The 16,549-nt window shown below is 52.3% G+C and carries 18 protein-coding genes; 5 read left to right on the forward strand and 13 right to left on the reverse strand.

Annotation, left to right across the window (positions count from 1 at the left end; all coding sequences use genetic code 11):
* Window positions 1-5: 5 nt before the first annotated feature.
* Entirely contained in the window at window positions 6-512 is a 507-nt protein-coding gene (locus KFE80_04030; GenBank protein UTW46072.1) for a histidine phosphatase family protein, read from the reverse strand.
* 436 nt (window positions 513-948) lie between these two features.
* On the opposite strand from KFE80_04030, the gene KFE80_04035 reads away from it, so the two are divergent.
* The 5 genes from KFE80_04035 (at window position 949) to KFE80_04055 (ending at window position 5,151) form a co-directional block, all read left to right on the forward strand.
* Window positions 949-1,296 (forward strand): ArsC family reductase, encoded by a 348-nt coding sequence (locus KFE80_04035; protein ID UTW46073.1) that lies wholly within the window; start codon window positions 949-951, stop codon window positions 1,294-1,296.
* A gap of 11 nt (window positions 1,297-1,307) precedes the next feature.
* Complete coding sequence (gene dapD, locus KFE80_04040) at window positions 1,308-2,342, forward strand: 2,3,4,5-tetrahydropyridine-2,6-dicarboxylate N-succinyltransferase (protein UTW46074.1); 1,035 nt, start codon at window positions 1,308-1,310, stop codon at window positions 2,340-2,342.
* Window positions 2,343-2,489: 147 nt separating this feature from the next.
* On the forward strand, window positions 2,490-2,972 hold the full coding sequence (locus tag KFE80_04045) for a DNA starvation/stationary phase protection protein (GenBank protein UTW46075.1): 483 nt from the start codon (window positions 2,490-2,492) through the stop codon (window positions 2,970-2,972).
* Window positions 2,973-3,093: 121 nt separating this feature from the next.
* The gene (gene dapE, locus KFE80_04050; GenBank protein UTW46076.1) at window positions 3,094-4,248 is read left to right on the forward strand and encodes a succinyl-diaminopimelate desuccinylase; all 1,155 of its coding nucleotides are present in this window, start codon (window positions 3,094-3,096) and stop codon (window positions 4,246-4,248) included.
* 9 nt (window positions 4,249-4,257) lie between these two features.
* Complete coding sequence (locus KFE80_04055) at window positions 4,258-5,151, forward strand: EamA family transporter (protein ID UTW46077.1); 894 nt, start codon at window positions 4,258-4,260, stop codon at window positions 5,149-5,151.
* Here KFE80_04055 and KFE80_04060 read toward each other — a convergent pair.
* From KFE80_04060 to KFE80_04115, 12 genes are all read right to left on the reverse strand, one after another.
* The gene (locus tag KFE80_04060; GenBank protein UTW46078.1) at window positions 5,148-5,972 is read right to left on the reverse strand and encodes a class I SAM-dependent methyltransferase; all 825 of its coding nucleotides are present in this window, start codon (window positions 5,970-5,972) and stop codon (window positions 5,148-5,150) included. The two genes, KFE80_04055 and KFE80_04060, sit on opposite strands and share 4 nt — an antisense overlap.
* Window positions 5,973-5,986: 14 nt before the next feature.
* Window positions 5,987-6,664, reverse strand: a complete 678-nt coding sequence (locus tag KFE80_04065; protein ID UTW46079.1) for an OmpA family protein — start codon at window positions 6,662-6,664, stop codon at window positions 5,987-5,989.
* 429 nt (window positions 6,665-7,093) lie between these two features.
* On the reverse strand, window positions 7,094-7,858 hold the full coding sequence (locus tag KFE80_04070) for an MBL fold metallo-hydrolase (GenBank protein ID UTW46080.1): 765 nt from the start codon (window positions 7,856-7,858) through the stop codon (window positions 7,094-7,096).
* A gap of 53 nt (window positions 7,859-7,911) precedes the next feature.
* Window positions 7,912-8,970, reverse strand: coding sequence for an outer membrane protein assembly factor BamC (bamC, locus tag KFE80_04075; protein UTW46081.1), 1,059 nt, complete (start codon window positions 8,968-8,970; stop codon window positions 7,912-7,914).
* A complete protein-coding gene (locus KFE80_04080) occupies window positions 8,970-9,848 on the reverse strand; it encodes a 4-hydroxy-tetrahydrodipicolinate synthase (GenBank protein UTW46082.1) in 879 nt (292 codons plus the stop codon). The genes bamC and KFE80_04080 overlap by 1 nt, the downstream gene beginning before the upstream one ends.
* 87 nt (window positions 9,849-9,935) lie before the next feature.
* Window positions 9,936-10,865: an LpxL/LpxP family Kdo(2)-lipid IV(A) lauroyl/palmitoleoyl acyltransferase gene (gene lpxL / locus KFE80_04085; protein ID UTW46083.1), complete on the reverse strand. Its 930-nt coding sequence runs from the start codon at window positions 10,863-10,865 to the stop codon at window positions 9,936-9,938.
* Between the two features lie 36 nt (window positions 10,866-10,901).
* Entirely contained in the window at window positions 10,902-11,939 is a 1,038-nt protein-coding gene (locus KFE80_04090) for a hypothetical protein (GenBank protein ID UTW46084.1), read from the reverse strand.
* Window positions 11,936-13,426: a HAMP domain-containing protein gene (locus KFE80_04095; protein ID UTW46085.1), complete on the reverse strand. Its 1,491-nt coding sequence runs from the start codon at window positions 13,424-13,426 to the stop codon at window positions 11,936-11,938. Before KFE80_04095 ends, KFE80_04090 begins: the two co-directional genes overlap by 4 nt.
* Before the next feature lie 193 nt (window positions 13,427-13,619).
* Window positions 13,620-14,576 (reverse strand): AgmX/PglI C-terminal domain-containing protein, encoded by a 957-nt coding sequence (locus KFE80_04100; GenBank protein ID UTW46086.1) that lies wholly within the window; start codon window positions 14,574-14,576, stop codon window positions 13,620-13,622.
* Between the two features lies 1 nt (window position 14,577).
* Window positions 14,578-15,198, reverse strand: a complete 621-nt coding sequence (locus tag KFE80_04105) for a biopolymer transporter ExbD (GenBank protein UTW46087.1) — start codon at window positions 15,196-15,198, stop codon at window positions 14,578-14,580.
* A complete protein-coding gene (locus tag KFE80_04110) occupies window positions 15,195-15,749 on the reverse strand; it encodes a biopolymer transporter ExbD (GenBank protein UTW46088.1) in 555 nt (184 codons plus the stop codon). The genes KFE80_04105 and KFE80_04110 overlap by 4 nt, the downstream gene beginning before the upstream one ends.
* Window positions 15,750-15,783: 34 nt before the next feature.
* Window positions 15,784-16,476, reverse strand: coding sequence for a MotA/TolQ/ExbB proton channel family protein (locus tag KFE80_04115; protein ID UTW46089.1), 693 nt, complete (start codon window positions 16,474-16,476; stop codon window positions 15,784-15,786).
* Window positions 16,477-16,549 lie beyond the last annotated feature (73 nt).

A 16,549-nucleotide genomic window follows, 5' to 3' on the forward strand; every position in this document is an offset into this window, starting at 1 on the left:
GTGGCCTAAGCGGTCTCAGTCAAGTCCCGCTTGGGGTAATCAAACTCCAGCAGTTCAGCGCTGCCGGCACCAACATCTGCCCAACAGGCGTGTTCGATCTTGAGAATAGCCAAACCGGTGGTGGGGATATTGGCAATATGGCTGAGTGCCAAAAAGTTGGTTAAATCGGTAATCGCCGGATTGTGGCAAACCAGCATCGCCGATTGACAGTTATCGTCCAGGCTACGTACACAACCCAAAAGTTCTTCGTAATTGAACGTATACAACGCCGGCAAAGATCGAATCTGTTCGCTGGGCACACCCAGCTCTGCTGTGATCATCTCGGCGGTGTGCATGGCGCGCACCGCAGGGCTGCTGTAAACGCAGTCGACCTGTATACCTCGTTGCCGCAACCGGCTCCCCATCATTGGTCCATTGCGCAGGCCTCGCTTATTCAGCGGCCGCTCAATATCTCGTAACTGCTCATTGGCCCAGCTGGATTTGGCATGGCGAACCAGGATCAACTGTTTCATAAACTCGACTTCCTAATAGGGATTTGACGTTATTTTGAACACAACTGTATGACACTGAAGTGACGCCCCCTGTAGAGCGATGAATAAAGGCAAAAAGTTATCCACCATATCTGTGGATAACTCTGTGCACTACTTTCGAAAAACCCTGCCAAAGCCCCGCAATGATTGACAGTGTCACAAAATGGTCATTTTTTAGCCAAACAACTTATTCATTAAAAACAATAACTTACGACGTTAAAAACAGTAAATCAATAACTTACACGTTTTTTAGATAAACCTCTTTAATATAGGCTCGCAATTGTGGAAAAAAGTCGTTTCCCGAATTTGTCAGGTACAGAATCCAACTCAAAAGCCAAACGGGGAATTGCCACAGGCGTCAATTTTGCTATGCTTCGCCACCTGCAAATTCCACCCAATTACCCGCTCGGAATCCCCTGTGACCACACTCTACGGCATTAAAAACTGCGACACCGTAAAAAAGGCTCGCACCTGGCTCGACAACCGCAATATCTGCTATCAATTTCACGACGTTCGCGGCGATGGCTTATCCAGGGAACAGGTACAGCAATGGACGCAACAACTTGGTTGGCAAACCCTGGTCAACAAACGCAGTACTACCTGGAAACAACTGGATCAGGGCCTTCGTGACACCATGGACACCGACACTGCAATCGATGCCATGACCCAACATCCCACCTTGATTAAACGACCGGTGTTAGAACACAACCAGCAGCTGCATGTGGGCTTCAAAGCCGATCAATACCAACTTCTATTTACCGATTAAGAGGCATTAACGTGACAACACTCTACAGCTTTGGCCTGGGCGCCGGCACTCAAAACAGCAAAGGCGACTGGCTGGAAGTGTACTTCCAGCAACCCCTGCTAAACACCACTGAAACGATCGGCAATGCCATCACTGCGGCACTGGGTTACGACGGCGGCAACCAAACCCTTGCTCTGGATAAACAGCAGCTGACTGTGTTGGCCACTGAGCTGCGCAACCACGGCGAAGCCAGCCAGGCAGATATTGCTGACGCCATTGCACACAGCGGCCGCCCAGCAGTAATGGTAGCCCTGGAAAACGATGCCGCCCCGCAAAGTGCTCCAGAGGGATATCTGAAGCTGCATCTGCTGTCACACCGGCTGGTAAAACCTCATGGCACAGACCTCAGCGGTATTTTTGGCTTGTTGGCCAATGTTGCCTGGACAGATCAGGGCGCTATCGACCTGGAAGATTTGCCAGCCCGGCAACTTCAAGCACGCCTCTCAGGCAAGCCCTTGAGCGTTAACTGCATCGACAAATTCCCGAAAATGACTGACTACGTTGTCCCCAGCGGCGTGCGTATCGCGGACACTTCACGGGTTCGCCTGGGCGCCTACATTGGCGAAGGCACAACCGTGATGCACGAAGGCTTTGTGAACTTTAATGCCGGTACCGAAGGCCCCAACATGATTGAAGGCCGTGTCTCTGCTGGCGTATTTATCGGTGCTGGCTCTGACTTGGGTGGTGGCTGCTCCACCATGGGCACCCTCTCCGGTGGTGGCAATATCGTGATCGCAGTGGGCAAAGAGTGCCTGGTTGGCGCCAACGCCGGTATCGGCATTCCCCTCGGAGATCGCTGTACCGTAGAAGCAGGCCTTTATATCACCGCTGGCACCAAAGTAGTGATTCTTGACGACAACCGCCAGCCTGCAGGGGAAACCAAAGCCCGAGAGCTGGCCGGCAAAACCGATTTACTGTTTCGCAGAAATTCCATTAGCGGCGCTATCGAATGCCTGACCAACCAATCCGCTATTGAGCTCAACGAAGCCCTGCACGCGCACAACTAAGATTGCTATGAGTGGCTTGGGTATCGCTACGCGTTACCCAAGCCAACTATAGTTTTAAATTATCGATAAAATTCAAACAATAAATTTTAACAACATAAAAATTTAGTCCATAATTCCCCTCAATTCATCAATACAGCAGGGGAAACCATGAACGCCACCAACCAACAACACGTTAATATCGGTATCGACGACAACGCTCGTCAACAAATTACCCATGCCGTCAGCCAAGTACTGGCAGACAGCTATACCCTTTATCTAATGACCCACAATTTTCACTGGAATGTAACCGGGCCACACTTTCGGGAATTGCACTTGCAATTTGAAGAGCAGTACACCGAACTGGCTACTGCTGTGGACGAAATTGCAGAGCGCATTCGTACCTTGGGCTACCCTGCCCCTGGTACCTACAAGCAATTTGCCGAACTGAGTACCATCGACGAAGTGGAAACCATTCCAGAAGCTTTTGAGATGGTACGCATTCTCGCCGAGGCCAACGAAGCGGTAGTGCGCAGCTGCCGTCAGGGTTTGCCACTGGCACAGGACGCTGACGACGAATCCAGCGCCGCACTGTTGTCAGATCGGATGCGCCTCCACGAAAAAAATGCCTGGTTGTTACGCAGCTTGCTGTAAACAAAGCCGACGTTGGGCGAACCGAATTTCCAGAGTCCGCTTCGCCCAACGTCCAACACCATAAGCAATTTTTTCACCGTTCCTTTACACTGGCGCACTTATTTACAGAGCACGCCACGATATGCCACACACTGATTTATCCTCTACGCTACAACTGGCTTGCGATTTAATCGCCCGCCGTTCAGTCACCCCTGAAGATGCTGGCTGTCAGGCACTGATGACCGAACGCCTGCAAGCACTGGGCTTCGATATCGTGCCTCTACGCTTTGGCGATGTGGACAATTTTTGGGCCGTACGCAACGGTTGCAGCAACCCAGATGCTCCCGTTCTCTGTTTCGCCGGTCACACCGATGTGGTACCCAGTGGCCCAGAAACTCAGTGGCAAAATCCTCCATTTGAGCCCGTTGTAAAAAGTGGTGTTTTGCACGGCCGCGGCGCTGCGGATATGAAGGGATCACTGGCTGCGATGGTCACCGCTGTAGAGCGTTTTGTTGGTACCAACCCAGAGCACAATGGACGCATCGCATTCCTGATTACCAGCGATGAGGAAGGCCCGGCCATCGACGGCACCGTCAAGGTCGTGAAGTGGCTTCAGCAACAGGGCATTACCCCGGAAATGTGCCTGGTGGGCGAACCCTCCAGTACTGAAAAAGTCGGCGATGTGATTAAAAATGGTCGCCGCGGGTCGCTGGGGGGGGTGCTCACGGTCAAAGGTGTTCAAGGCCATGTGGCCTACCCTCACCTGGCGGACAATCCTATTCACAAGGCGGCACCGGCACTGGCTGAGCTGGCTGCCGAGCAATGGGACAACGGTAATCAATTTTTCCCGGCCACCAGTTTTCAAATCAGCAACATCAACGGCGGCACCGGAGCCACCAATGTGATTCCCGGTGAGCTCGAAGTGGTCTTCAACTTTCGCTTTTCCACAGAGCTGACCGCGGAACAACTGCAACAGCGCACTGAGGCCATTTTGGACAAGCACGGCCTTGAGTACGAGGTGCAATGGAATTTAAGCGGCCAGCCATTTCTGACTGCCAGCGGTGACTTAGTGGAGGCGGCGGTGGCCAGTATTCGCGAAGTGGCCGGTATTGACACCGAGCTGTCTACCGCAGGCGGCACCTCCGATGGCCGTTTTATCGCCCCACTCGGAACCCAGGTGGTAGAGCTGGGCCCGGTGAACGCCACCATCCACCAAGTGGATGAGCAAGTTAAGGCTGAGGACCTGGATCAGTTAAGCGTCATATACGAACGCATACTCGGTAAACTTTTCCTGTAAAGGACAACATTGAACAACCTGTTTTTATACAGCGCCGTGGTACTGATCTGGGGTTCCACTTTCCTCGGCATTACTTTCCAACTCGGTGTGGTAGATCCGTTAATTTCTCTGATCTACCGCTTTGCCCTGGCGGTATTGTTGTTATTGGGCTGGTGCCGGCTTAAAGGCCTGAACCTGCGTATTCCTCGTCACCATCACCCCTATCTGTTTTATCAGGGCAGCTGTTTATTCGCGATCAATTACTGGTTTGTCTACCTCGCAGAGGAGCACATAACCAGCGGCATTGTGGCGCTGATTTTCACCACAATTATCTTTTTTAACATCGTTAACGGGCGTTTGTTTCTGAAACGCAAAGTAGAGCCTCAGGTCATCGGCGGCGCGCTGTTGGGCTTTATGGGCATCGCATTGGTTTACTACCCGGAAGTAGGTCATTTAAGTTGGGAAAGCAATGCCATCGCCGGACTGCTGTTTGGTATTGGCGCCCCGATTGTGGCATCACTGGGCAATATTGCCGCTACCCGCAACGGTCAGCACAAGTTGCCAGTGGTTCAAACCAACACCTGGAGCATGGCCTACGGCACCCTGTTGATGTTGTTGATCGCCCTGCTGCTCGACAAGCCATTCACCATGGACTGGAGCGCTGCCTATGTAATCTCAATGGCGTTTCTGGTGGTATTCGGCACCGTTATCGCTTTTGGTTGCTATCTGCTGCTATTGCAGCGAATCGGCCCAGAGCGGGCTGCTTACAGCGCGCTGCTGATTCCTCTTGTGGCACTTGGCCTATCCACCTTGTTTGAAGGTTACCAGTGGACACTGTTTGGTTTGCTAGGCCTGATAATGATTTTGGGTGGCAATTATTTTGCGCTTAAAAAGCCTGAAGCCAAAAATAAAAGCGCGACTTAAACCAGCTTCTGTTTGCTGTAAATATCGTAGCGGGTGGATTTGCCCACCAGGCTGTGGGCGGGCTTTCTGTTATCCAGGTAAGGCGCTTTAGCCGGGCGCTTGACCACAACCCGATAACGAGCCAAGTCCAAGGCGTTGGTTAGCAACTGATCCGCATCAGCGTCATCCCCTACCAATACATGAAAAGCCTGCATGTCTTTTTTCACTTTGGCGGATTTTTGCCGCTCGGGGAACATCGGGTCCAGGTAGGCCACATCTGCCTCAGCCTGCAATGTTGACTGGGCTTCACAACCAAGCTGCAAGGCATCCCATGGCAGCAACTGCATGCGCCCGACAATGGTTTGTAAATCCGGTTCACCGGCGTCTGCAGCCCGTTGCAAACCGTCCGCCAGCAGTGCATGCACTACCGGGTTGCGCTCCAGCAATGTCACCCTTGCTCCCAGAGTGGCCAACACGAAGCCATCCCTGCCAAGGCCTGCTGTCATATCCACAACGCTTAGATCTGTGCGCTTATCGAGGCCAACAGCACGAGACAGATCCTGTTTTTTACCGCCTCCGTACTGACGCCGATGAGCCGCTGCGCCACTGGCGAAGTCGCAACGAACCGGACCCGGCGCTTTTGGGCCAGTCAGCTGCAATTGAAGCCCCTGAGCATCGACTAATAATAAGCAAAAAAAAGCCGCTTTATCGCCAGGTTGGCAATAAAGCGGCTTATGAACGGGCCAGGGCAATTGCTTGAGCCCCAACTCACTGGCCAGTCGATCGGCCCTGGCAGCAAAGCCCGGGGCCGCGCTGAGCGCACAGAGTTGTCGTAAATTCACGTGCCGACTATAACTTACTGCTCAATGGGCTGAAGCTCCAGCTCCACACGACGGTTTAATTGGCGACCATCGGCAGTACCATTGCTGGCGACCGGGTATTTTTCGCCGTAACCAAAGGTGGAGATACGATTGCCAGCAACCCCCTGGGTCAGCAACAGTTGGCCGACACTTTGGGCTCTGCGCTCACTCAAAACCTGGTTGTGGGCATCTGAGCCAGTAGAGTCCGTGTGGCCATACACACGTACATTGGTTTGATCAAATTCATCAATGACCAACGCCACCGATTCCAGGGTTGGGTAGAACTCGGAACGCACATCGTGGCGATCCACACCAAACGTAATGTTGCTGGGCATAATCAGGCGAATATTGTCACCGTCCCGCTGAACCTGAACACCGGTACCCACCAGGCGATCACGCAGATGCTTTTCCTGCACGTCCATGTAGTAACCAATACCACCACCCAGCAGTGCACCGGCAGCAGCACCACGCAGTGCTCCCTTCTTGCGATCGCCATCATCGGCAATGGCGCCCACTACCGCACCGGCAATAGCACCAATACCTGCGCCACTGGCAGCCTTACTGGTTTGTTGCTCACCGGAATAAGGGTTCACCGTGGTACAAGCCGCAGCAACCCCGAGCAGGCAAACTGCTGCGGTCAACTTCAGCTGTGATTTTAATGGCAAATTGTTCATGCAAAGCTCCCTAATCATGTCGTTGTAAAAAAGCGCTATTGTAGCGATTCGCCAACTGCCAACAAACGACTGTTTGGCAATATTGGCTGTTTGTTCCCGCCAATAACGCAGCCTTTGATTGGCTGTTGACAGGGTATTCTTACAGTTACTCACACATCCTGTGGATAACTCTGTTAACAACTTTTTTGTAACTGCCGCAAAAGCCCGTCGTAGCGCCACTGTTCTCAAATTGGCGACATTTTAAACAGGAGTATAAAAATCTTAAAATTCAAACACCTACAAGAATTTTATAGCCTTAAAAAGAAATTTTTAAAAAATATGTCAAAAAACAGTCACACAATATTGACTTGTGGACAACATCGAAAAAACAATAACTTACAAGCCCCTCTTAAATTGCTATTGCAAACATGCAAGGCAACTGACTCGACACTATCCGTTTTCCACCAAGTGTAGCCAGCCAAACCCGTCATTTTGGCAAGCGTAGTGCACACGCCCTACGCCTTCCAGGTGGGGCTCAACCGCTGCTTTAACCCGGTCGAGGTTATTGTTTTGCAAGCTGATATGCCCCAGCACCAGATGTTGCAGTCGAGCACAGTCAATCTGGCTCAGCAGCTCAGCGCTTTGGCCATTGTTTAGGTGCCCCCAGCGACCGCTCACACGTTGCTTCAAGCTGGGCGGATAAGGACCCGCCGCCAGCATCTGCAAGTCGTGATTGGCCTCGAGAAGCAAACCGTCGCAACCATCAAAGCACTTCACCACATAGGGAGTAATAGAACCAATATCGGTCAGCACCCCCAAACGAAATTGTTGGTATGAAAACAGAAACTGAACCGGCTCTCGGGCATCGTGGGGTACTGCGACCGGCAGCACACTGAGATCGCCAATAGACAGCGTTTGAGCGTCTTCAACGGTGTGCAACACCACGCCATTAGCCACGGCGGCTTTGGCAGTGCCGGCGGTTAGGTAAACAGGAAGTTGATACTTTCGCGCCAAAGGCATAACACCTTTGATGTGATCCCCGTGTTCATGGGTCACCAGAATGGCATTCAGCTGTTCTGGATGACGCTCTAACAGGGCAAGACGACGCACTGTTTCGCGCATGGAAAACCCGCAGTCGACTAATACGCAGGTGTTGCCAGCTTCAACCAAGGTCGCATTGCCCTGGCTACCGCTGCCAAGAGAAGCAAATTTCACAGAGTAGTCCGTTGTGAGGGTGCCTCTAAAAATAGCGCATTTTTAGAGGTGCCCTAAGACAGGTTGCCGCGAATCTCTTTCAACAAGCGAAGCGCATCATTGGGGTCCAGCAAAGAACCATCGGGGTTGGCAATACGCACTTGCACACCGGTATCTACTTGGGTGGCAGTAACATGGTAGTCAACTCGGCGGCTCTGTTTGTCGTCGTCAGAACTAAACCAACCGCTAAACCAGCCGCCCTTTTCATCCAGTTCTTTGTGGCGCACATAGAAAATGCCGGCGCTGCGATCCTGGTCAACAATGGAGAACGCACCTGTGCCGTCGCGATCACCCAGCGAGTAGGCCACCGAACCCCAAGAACGGGGGTAGTCCAATTTAATCAATACATAGGGCTGCTCGTCGCTACCGCTTACCACTTCCACCTTGGCTTCACCACCAATGGTTTGAGCGAGCAGTGATACAGAGCTGTTGCCGATATCCCCCGCCAATGCTTCAGCGACCAGGCGCCTCAGCTCTCGCTCACGCTCTTTGTCGTTGGATTGCAGCGGCCAAGCTGTCTCCCGCTCGTCACCTTTAGTGGCATTGTTGTGCAACACACTCACCTCGGTGGTGTTGAATTGCACACCGGGCTCTACTTTGAGGCGATAGCGGTGAGAATAGGTTTCGTCTTCTTTGTAATTCACCCAGATGGTTTCGATCAGGCCGTTTTTGGCATCCAGTGATTCCACAAAGATGCCGTTGCGAGTCAGCACATTGCGAATTTCCGGCCACACCCGATCCGGGCTGGCTTGCACCAACACCCAGCTCTTACCACCAAGAGACTGAATTTTGACCTGTTTTTCAAAAGCCGCCAGGGATGCACGTTGAGGACGAGGCACACTAAACTTACCGGGTACCAATGAATCATCGGGAATAGCAGGTATGGGATACAGCTCAGCAATAGCACCGTCCGCTGTGGACTCCGGCAACTTCAGCTCCGGCGCCTCTTCAGCCAGCTGGTAATCGTTATTGCGGTTGCGGAAGGTATCGCCAAACAGGCTGCACCCGGATAAAACAGACAGGCTGAGAGCCATAGCAAAGACGGTTTTAAAACCCAAAGTACGCTTCTCCACTACAGCAGCCCCACGCGTTGCAATTCCGCACGAACTACTGGCTGTTGTTGTTCGGACAAAAGAGTCAGGGGTAAACGCAGGCCACGAGGAATACGGTTCATTTCCATCAGTGCCCACTTCACTGGAATTGGGTTCGACTCTACAAACAGGGCGTTGTGCAGAGCATCTAATTGGGCATTGATGGCTCTGGCTTCATCGCCGTTGCCGGCCAATGCCGCACTGCACATCTGCGCCATTAATTGCGGGGCAACATTGGCAGTGACCGAAATGTCACCGTGGCCACCCATCAACATCAGTTCAGTGGCGGTCATATCATCGCCGGAGTAAATGGCAAAGTCCTTGGGGCAGCTGTCAATTAATTCGCGTGCCCGCTGCAAATCTCCAGTGGCCTCTTTAATACCGACGATATTGTCAATTTGCGCCAACCTCAATACGGTTTCCGGCAACAGATCACAAGCGGTGCGTCCGGGCACGTTATACAAAATCTGCGGGATATCGACACGCTCGGCAATAAATTTGTAGTGCTGGTACAGGCCCTCTTGGGTGGGCTTGTTGTAATAAGGCGTTACCAATAAACAGGCATCCGCCCCCACTTCATTGGCTTGCTCAGTTAACTCCAGCGCTTCTTTGGTTGAGTTAGCACCAGTACCGGCAATCACCGATATGCGGCCCGCAGCGTACTTGACGACTTCACCAACCGCCTTTTTGTGCTCATCCATACTCAGGGTGGATGCTTCACCGGTAGTGCCCACAGCAACGATAGCACTGGTACCTGTTTCCACGTGCCAATCCACCAATCGTTTCAGCCCTTCCCAATCCACCTCGTTACTGCCGGGTAACATGGGGGTAACTAAAGCGACAATACTACCGGTAATCATTGAAAATCCTGTTGAAATAAGCGTTGAACACGTGAATTGGCCGCAAGCGGACAAAGGGGGCTATGGTACTGGTCACCGAGCAGTCGCTCAAGGGGAATCGTAGAGAGACGCTTCTCCGTCGGGCCGGGTTTTAAAACGCCGGTGTACCCACAGGTATTGATCTGGGCACTGGCGAATATAGTCTTCCACCAAGCCGTTGATCCGGGTGACGTCCTGTAGATCGTCACCACTGGGAAATTGTTCCAGCGGTGGATAAATTCGCACAATATACCCCCTACCGTCTTCCCGGCGAAAATGGGTATAGGGCACCACCGCCGCGCCACTTTTGCCCGCCAAGCGACCAGTGGCTACCACCGTTGCCGCCTGATGGCCAAACAAGGGGGCAAAAATACTCTGCTGGGGACCGTAGTCCTGATCTGGTGCGTACCAGAGTATGCGCCCTTCTTTTAATGCCCTGAGTACACCACGCACATCTTTGCGCGGGTAAACCCGGCCACCTTCCACCCGACGCTCGCGGCCACGGCGCTGCACATAGTCAAAAACCGGATTGTTATTGGGGCGGTACATACCGTCCATACAGACCCGGGTGGACATGGCCGAGGCCCCTATTTCCAGGTTGGTAAAGTGCAATGCCATTAACAGCGCGCCACGGCCATTCAGCTGTTCAATGTGCTCCAGCCCCTCGAACTGCAGTAACTTCTGAAAGCGCCAGTTGGGCCACCACCAGGCGATGCCAGTCTCGAAAGTCGCAATACCGACGCTTTGATAGTGCTTGTTCAGCAGTTCCTCGCGCTGTTCAGCGCTCAGTTCAGGGAAGCAAAGCTCCAGGTTGCGAGCAGCAATTTTGCGCCGACGGGGCACAGCCTTTGCCAACAGCCCACCGAGTGATCGCCCCAGCCACAGCTGTACCCGATACGGCAACAGCAGCACTAACAAACGCCACAGAGTTAACCAAAGCCAGGTTAACCAGTAACGTGGGTGCAACAGCGACAGGGAAAAATGTGGGCGAGCTTCCATAAGCAACTATCGTAAAAAAGCGCCCATTGTAGCGGCTCACTTCAGGGATTCGTAGTTTTCCAGAAATTTTTCCGCTCGGGTAATGTGTTGTAACAGTGCCGGATGCTGAGGGGAAAGCTCACTGGCAGTTCGCCAGATACGTAACGCCAGTTTCACATCACCATCGGAATAAGCCGCTTCTCCACGGGCAATGGCCTGCTCTATGGTCAGGTCAACAGCAGCATCCAATTGTTGCTGACGCTGCTGATTATTCGAGTCTTTGGGGTTGAGGCTTTTGAGTTCAGCCAACAGCTGTTGAGCCAGCGGAAACGCTTTGCTGTCGATGGCTTTTTGGTAACGGGCAACGACGGTGTTGTAAGCCTGCTCGCGCTTTTGCAGATGTTTGGTCCAGCGCTGGTCCAGTTCGCTGTTGATTTTGTCCAGAGCCAATTTGACATTGTCGTCCGGCTGCAATTGATAGGACAGTTTCAAGTACTTCTTGGCGTTGCCGTAATCAGTCTTTTCCAGAGCAACCAGCCCCTGGTTAGCCAGGTACTCCGCCACATCTTCCCGGCGCCCCTGGTATTTTTTCAGCGCCCAATTGGCTCCCCAGGAGCCGGGATCTGCTTGTTGAATATTGTGGCGATGGATTCCCTCCTCCACCATGCGTTCGCCCAACAACAAGTTGAGTTTGAGCTGCTCGTCACTGATGTAGCGGCTGCGTTTTTCCAGAAATTGTTGATAAGCCTCGTGACTGCGACTGTCTTTGGGCAACCGTGGCAGCGCCTCTTCAAAGCGGTTTTTGGCTTGTTGCCATTGCAAAGCTTTTTGCAAAGCTGCGGTTTCTGCGACCACACCGCTGTCGTAGCTTTCCATATCTACCAGCACATCCTGGCGCAGGGTTTGCACTTGTTGATACAACGGCGATTTGGGTTTGACGCTGTCGATAACCGCCAGAGTACGACGATATTGTTGATCGGCAATCAATTGTTCCAGGCGGGCGGGTATGTCCGCCTCATTGAGCAACAGTGGTGTACTGCATGCACTGAGCAGCAGAGCTGCCATCAACCACAGGGAATTGAACCAGCGAATCACAGGTGGGCCCCGTGACTCACCATATCATCGAGCAGATCTTCCACAAATTGCCGCCGTTTAAAGTGAATACCGCGAACATTATAGATGTGTACAGGTTCACTTTTACCCCGCACGTTGATAATTTTTTTCTCTTCCACCGTGAGACGGTGTTTTTCATTGAGGCTGTGATACAGGGATTCTTCCACGATAATCTGGCCGCCGTCCGCTTCTGCACACAGTCGTGAAGCCAGGTTCACTGCGTCCCCCACCACGGTGTATTCCATGCGCTCCGGGGACCCAATCATTCCCGCCACCATATCGCCGCTGTTGATGCCGATGCGCAAGTTGACCGGGAACTTCCCCTGTCGCTCCCGCTGCTTGTTCAGCTCAGCCAGAAAACGCTGCATCACCACAGCGCAGGCAATGGCGTTGTACTGCTGATCCTCATCGGGCTCGTGGGCACCAAACAGCACCATAATGCAGTCGCCAATGTACTTGTCGATGGAGCCAAAAAAGAAACGACAACAGCGGTTCAGATAACCAAAGAATTCATTGAGAAATTCACTGACCTGCTGGGGAGTCAGCTTCTCGGAAATACTGGTAAACCCGACGATATCGGCAAACAGCACAGTGGCATTCACGTGTTCACCACCGATACTTACAGTATCCAGGTTGCTGATCACCTTGCGCGCCACCTGCTTTGACAGCAGCATTTCCAGGCGACTTTCCACCTCAGACTTATGCAACAGGTGGCTGCCCATATTGTTAATGGCTTCGATCAATTCGCCAATTTCATCACTGCGCCGGTCGGCAATGCTGTAAACGCCACCGCTGCCAATGGCTTCTGTGGCTTCCACCAGGCGCTGAATCGGACGCGACATGCGCTTGCCCATAATCAAAGCCAGTGGAACAACGGTGCCGCACAGCAGCAAGGCGATAATCACCACTGCTTGCACCGCTTGCTTGTAGGCCGCTTCCGTAGACGCCTCCGGCAGTGCCACCACCACATAGCCGCCGGTGGCTTCCCGGTATACCACCGGGCTCACCCGAATCAACGCGCGCTTGAAAATCATGGTGGGAAACGCTGCATTTTCGTCAAAGTCCGCCAACTGTAAACGCTGACCGGAGCTGGAAAAATCGATCAAACTGAAACGGGGCAAAACCCCTGAGCTGGCTAACAGGGCAAATTGATGGTCGAAAATTGCCGCCCCCATAATGCGTTTATTCTGGGTGACGTTGTTAATCAGCACCTCCAGCTCCAGTTGACCACCGGCAAACAGAGGTTCGGTAACACTGGCGGCCAGCTGTGCGGCAATCACATCGCCAAACTCTTCCGCCTGCTGAAAATTGGCGCGCTGCTGATAGGCCAACATGCCCCACGCCAACGCCGCCATACCCAATACCAACAACACACTGATACTGACCCCCATTTTCACCGCAATAGGCAGCCGCCAGCGCTGTTTCTTTGCCGATGTATCTGCTTTGTTGTTGGGATTGGAAACGTCCATATAGCGGGAGAGTCCGGTTGATGTGAGTATGGGTAATTATAGCCGGGATTAGTTATTGCAGTATGCAACAAGACACTGGGGATCTTTGTCATTCCCGCGCAGGCGGAATCTAAAAGTCTTTAATAACCATAGGCTCCCGCATTCGCGGGAGCGACAAAAATCAGTAATCCGAGGACAATTCTCAAAATGGAAATTAATAAGGCAGGAAGGCAAAAGTGTATTTTTTTTCGGTTCTCGCCAGAGAGGTGGCCGGAAATTGAATCATCCGGATTTTTGCCAGCAGCTTTCGCTCCAGGGCAGTGTTTTTTAACTCGCTGCTCACTAGCTCAACGTTGGAGATTCGACCGTCCGATTCAATAATCATCTTGAAGGTAAATTTACCCTCCAGCTCAGGGTGTTTTCTGAGCGCCCGGTTATACACCGAAAAAACGCCTGCCTTGTGACGATCCATCACCCGACGAATTTCCTGGTCACTGCGGCCAGCCACGCCACGGCTATTGCGAGGAGCGCTCTTGCCATTAGCAATGCCCTGCTGGATAGTGCTACTGACTTGTACATTCTCACGGCCAGACAGGGCAACACCACCCACATCGGTACTTAAATCAGCAGTATTGATGCCACCACTGGTACCAGCGGCACCCGAATTGATCACATCTCTTTTCACCTCGGCCGCTGTGTGAATACCACTGCTCAGGTTATTCTTTTCCAACTGCGCCATATCCATCACATCGCGCATCGCCGCCAAATCGTCTTTAAATTGATTAATACCGCTCTGTGCCGCCACCTTGCGAGCGTCTTCCAAACGATTCACCGGTTCGGGTTTTGGTTTGGGTACGGGTTTCGGTTCCGGTTTTTTCTGAACTTCTGGCTTCTTGGGTTTTGGCTTGGGCTTAGGTTTGGGAATTTCCTTTTTCGGTTCTGGGAGTTTTTGTTCTTCCAGCACCACCTGGGCCAATTGAGGGGGCAGAATTTCCTGTTCGGCGCGGGGGATTTCAGGCACAGGGATAAAGGGAACAGCAATCGCAACCAGCGCAAAAACGATCAGAAAAACCCTGAGAATCCGCTTGAAGTCGTAATCAATATCAAAGCACCCAGACCAGGCCAGCTGCAGATTGGGCGAGTGAGAATGTACGCTGACCGCTGCAGTCACGTTATTGCCCCCTCTCTGTTACGGAAGGCAAACCAGTGGTTGGGAACGCAGCCGCCAGAGAATCAGACACAACACCCTCCCTTTCACCACTGCCGGGCTGCGCTTCTAAGCCGGAATCCACGGGCACCTGACTGACCGCCAGGGAAATATGGCGATATTCGTTAGCGGCACAGGTTTTCATAACTTTCTTCAGCAGCATATAAGGGACTGCCTGGTCGCCCATAATGGTCACCGCGCGACCACGTTTTTTCTCGAGTTCCGTCAATTGTGGACGACGCTCTATTTGGTACTTGAGTTCATCCCGCAATACCGCAATCTGACCATCCTCTTCTGCAGTTGCATTGAGAATGTCTTCAATTTTTGCCAATGGTCTGCCGGAAACCATTAAATCCGTATTATTCACCATCACCACCAGATTCAACTCTGGCTTCTGCTCGGCAACAGATTCTGGCAGTTTGATTTCTTTGTTGTTTTGCAACACTTCTACGTCAGAAGAGTTGACCAACAGGAAGAACACCAAAATGGTAAAAATATCCATCAGCGATACCAGGTTGAGCTTTGAAGTTTTGCTCATCCGTTTGTGGTGCCTGGAAAGCCGTTTGGCGCGCATGGACTGTTTCATTGGCCAACCCCCAAAGCAGCGACGGTTTTGGCGGCGTTGGGTAGTTGAGGAGCATCGCCCAGGGAAATTTCAGGAAACAATTCAGCCTGAACCACCGAAGCGGCCACCACTGTGGAAAATGAACGTGCCGTGTCCATGGTGCGGACAATGGTTTGGTAACTGGTATCCGGTTCAGAAAGAATCAGAACGTCACGCTTTTCAATATCCTTCTCACGAAGCTGGCGCTTCACCTCTTGAAGCACACTGGAAAGCAACACAAAATCGTGGCCATCTTCAGAAACTTCAATACGCTTTAAGCGCTGCCCACGGGGATAGGTGACATCGATATAATCGGCTCGTACCACTATTTCGAGCTGTTGTTTCTCTTCGTTATCTTTGGAGCCGGGTTGAGCCAAATCAGGTAGTTTCAAATCCAGTACAGTGATATGAGAGAACACCATGCTCATCAGCAACACTGGAACCAGAATAATCATCAGGTTCATAAAGGATGTGATATCCAGCTCGGCTTCCTGAAAACCGCGGCGCTCGCTGTGGCGTCTACCTCGCAACATCAATAATTCCCCTTAGTGGCTCTGCTCAAAATGCTCAGGCGGTAGCTGGTGTTGCGTTGGGTGCTGGGTCATTACTGCGGCTGCGAGCCTGGGCTTTGCTCTCACCGGTCAGCAGGTTCAGGCACTTGACTGTGGCCATATCCAGGCTGTCGATAATCTCGGTGGTTTTGGTTTGCAACATAGAGTGAGCCAGCAACAGAGGGATAGCGGTCATCAATCCGAATGCGGTGGTATTCATTGCCACAGAGATACTTTGCGACAGCAAGGTTGCTTTTTCAGTGGGGTCTGCATTGGCCACTGCGGTAAAGGCGGCAATCAGGCCAATAATGGTACCGAGCAGACCCAGCAGAGTGGCAATATTGGCCAGGGTGGCCAAGTATTGGGTGCGTTTTTCCAGGCGTGGCAGGGTTTCCATCATGCCCTCTTCCATGGCTGCCTCAATTTCGTTGCGACGCGGAGTCTGGGACATACGAGAAATGCCAGAGGCCACAATTCGGCAAATAGGCACCTTGTTGTTAGCGACCTGCTGTTGGGCACCGAGGAAATCCTTTTTGCGCAGCATCGGCAACATGCGCTCAAAAGCCCGGCGATTGGCCACTGTGGTGCGGCTGAGAAACAACCAGCGTTCCAGCACAATGGCCAAGCCAAACACCAGGGCAATGGCAATGGGGTACATAAAGTGGCCGCCCTGCTGGAAAAAGCGCAGCATCGTATTCAGGAATTCCATAGGTTCACCCTTCGAAATTTAACCGTGTGTTTTTGCAGTAGGTTTTCATGCCGGTATTTATTATCGGTTTTAC

This window comes from bacterium SCSIO 12696, from assembly GCA_024397955.1.
Taxonomy (GTDB): domain Bacteria; phylum Pseudomonadota; class Gammaproteobacteria; order Pseudomonadales; family Porticoccaceae; genus SCSIO-12696.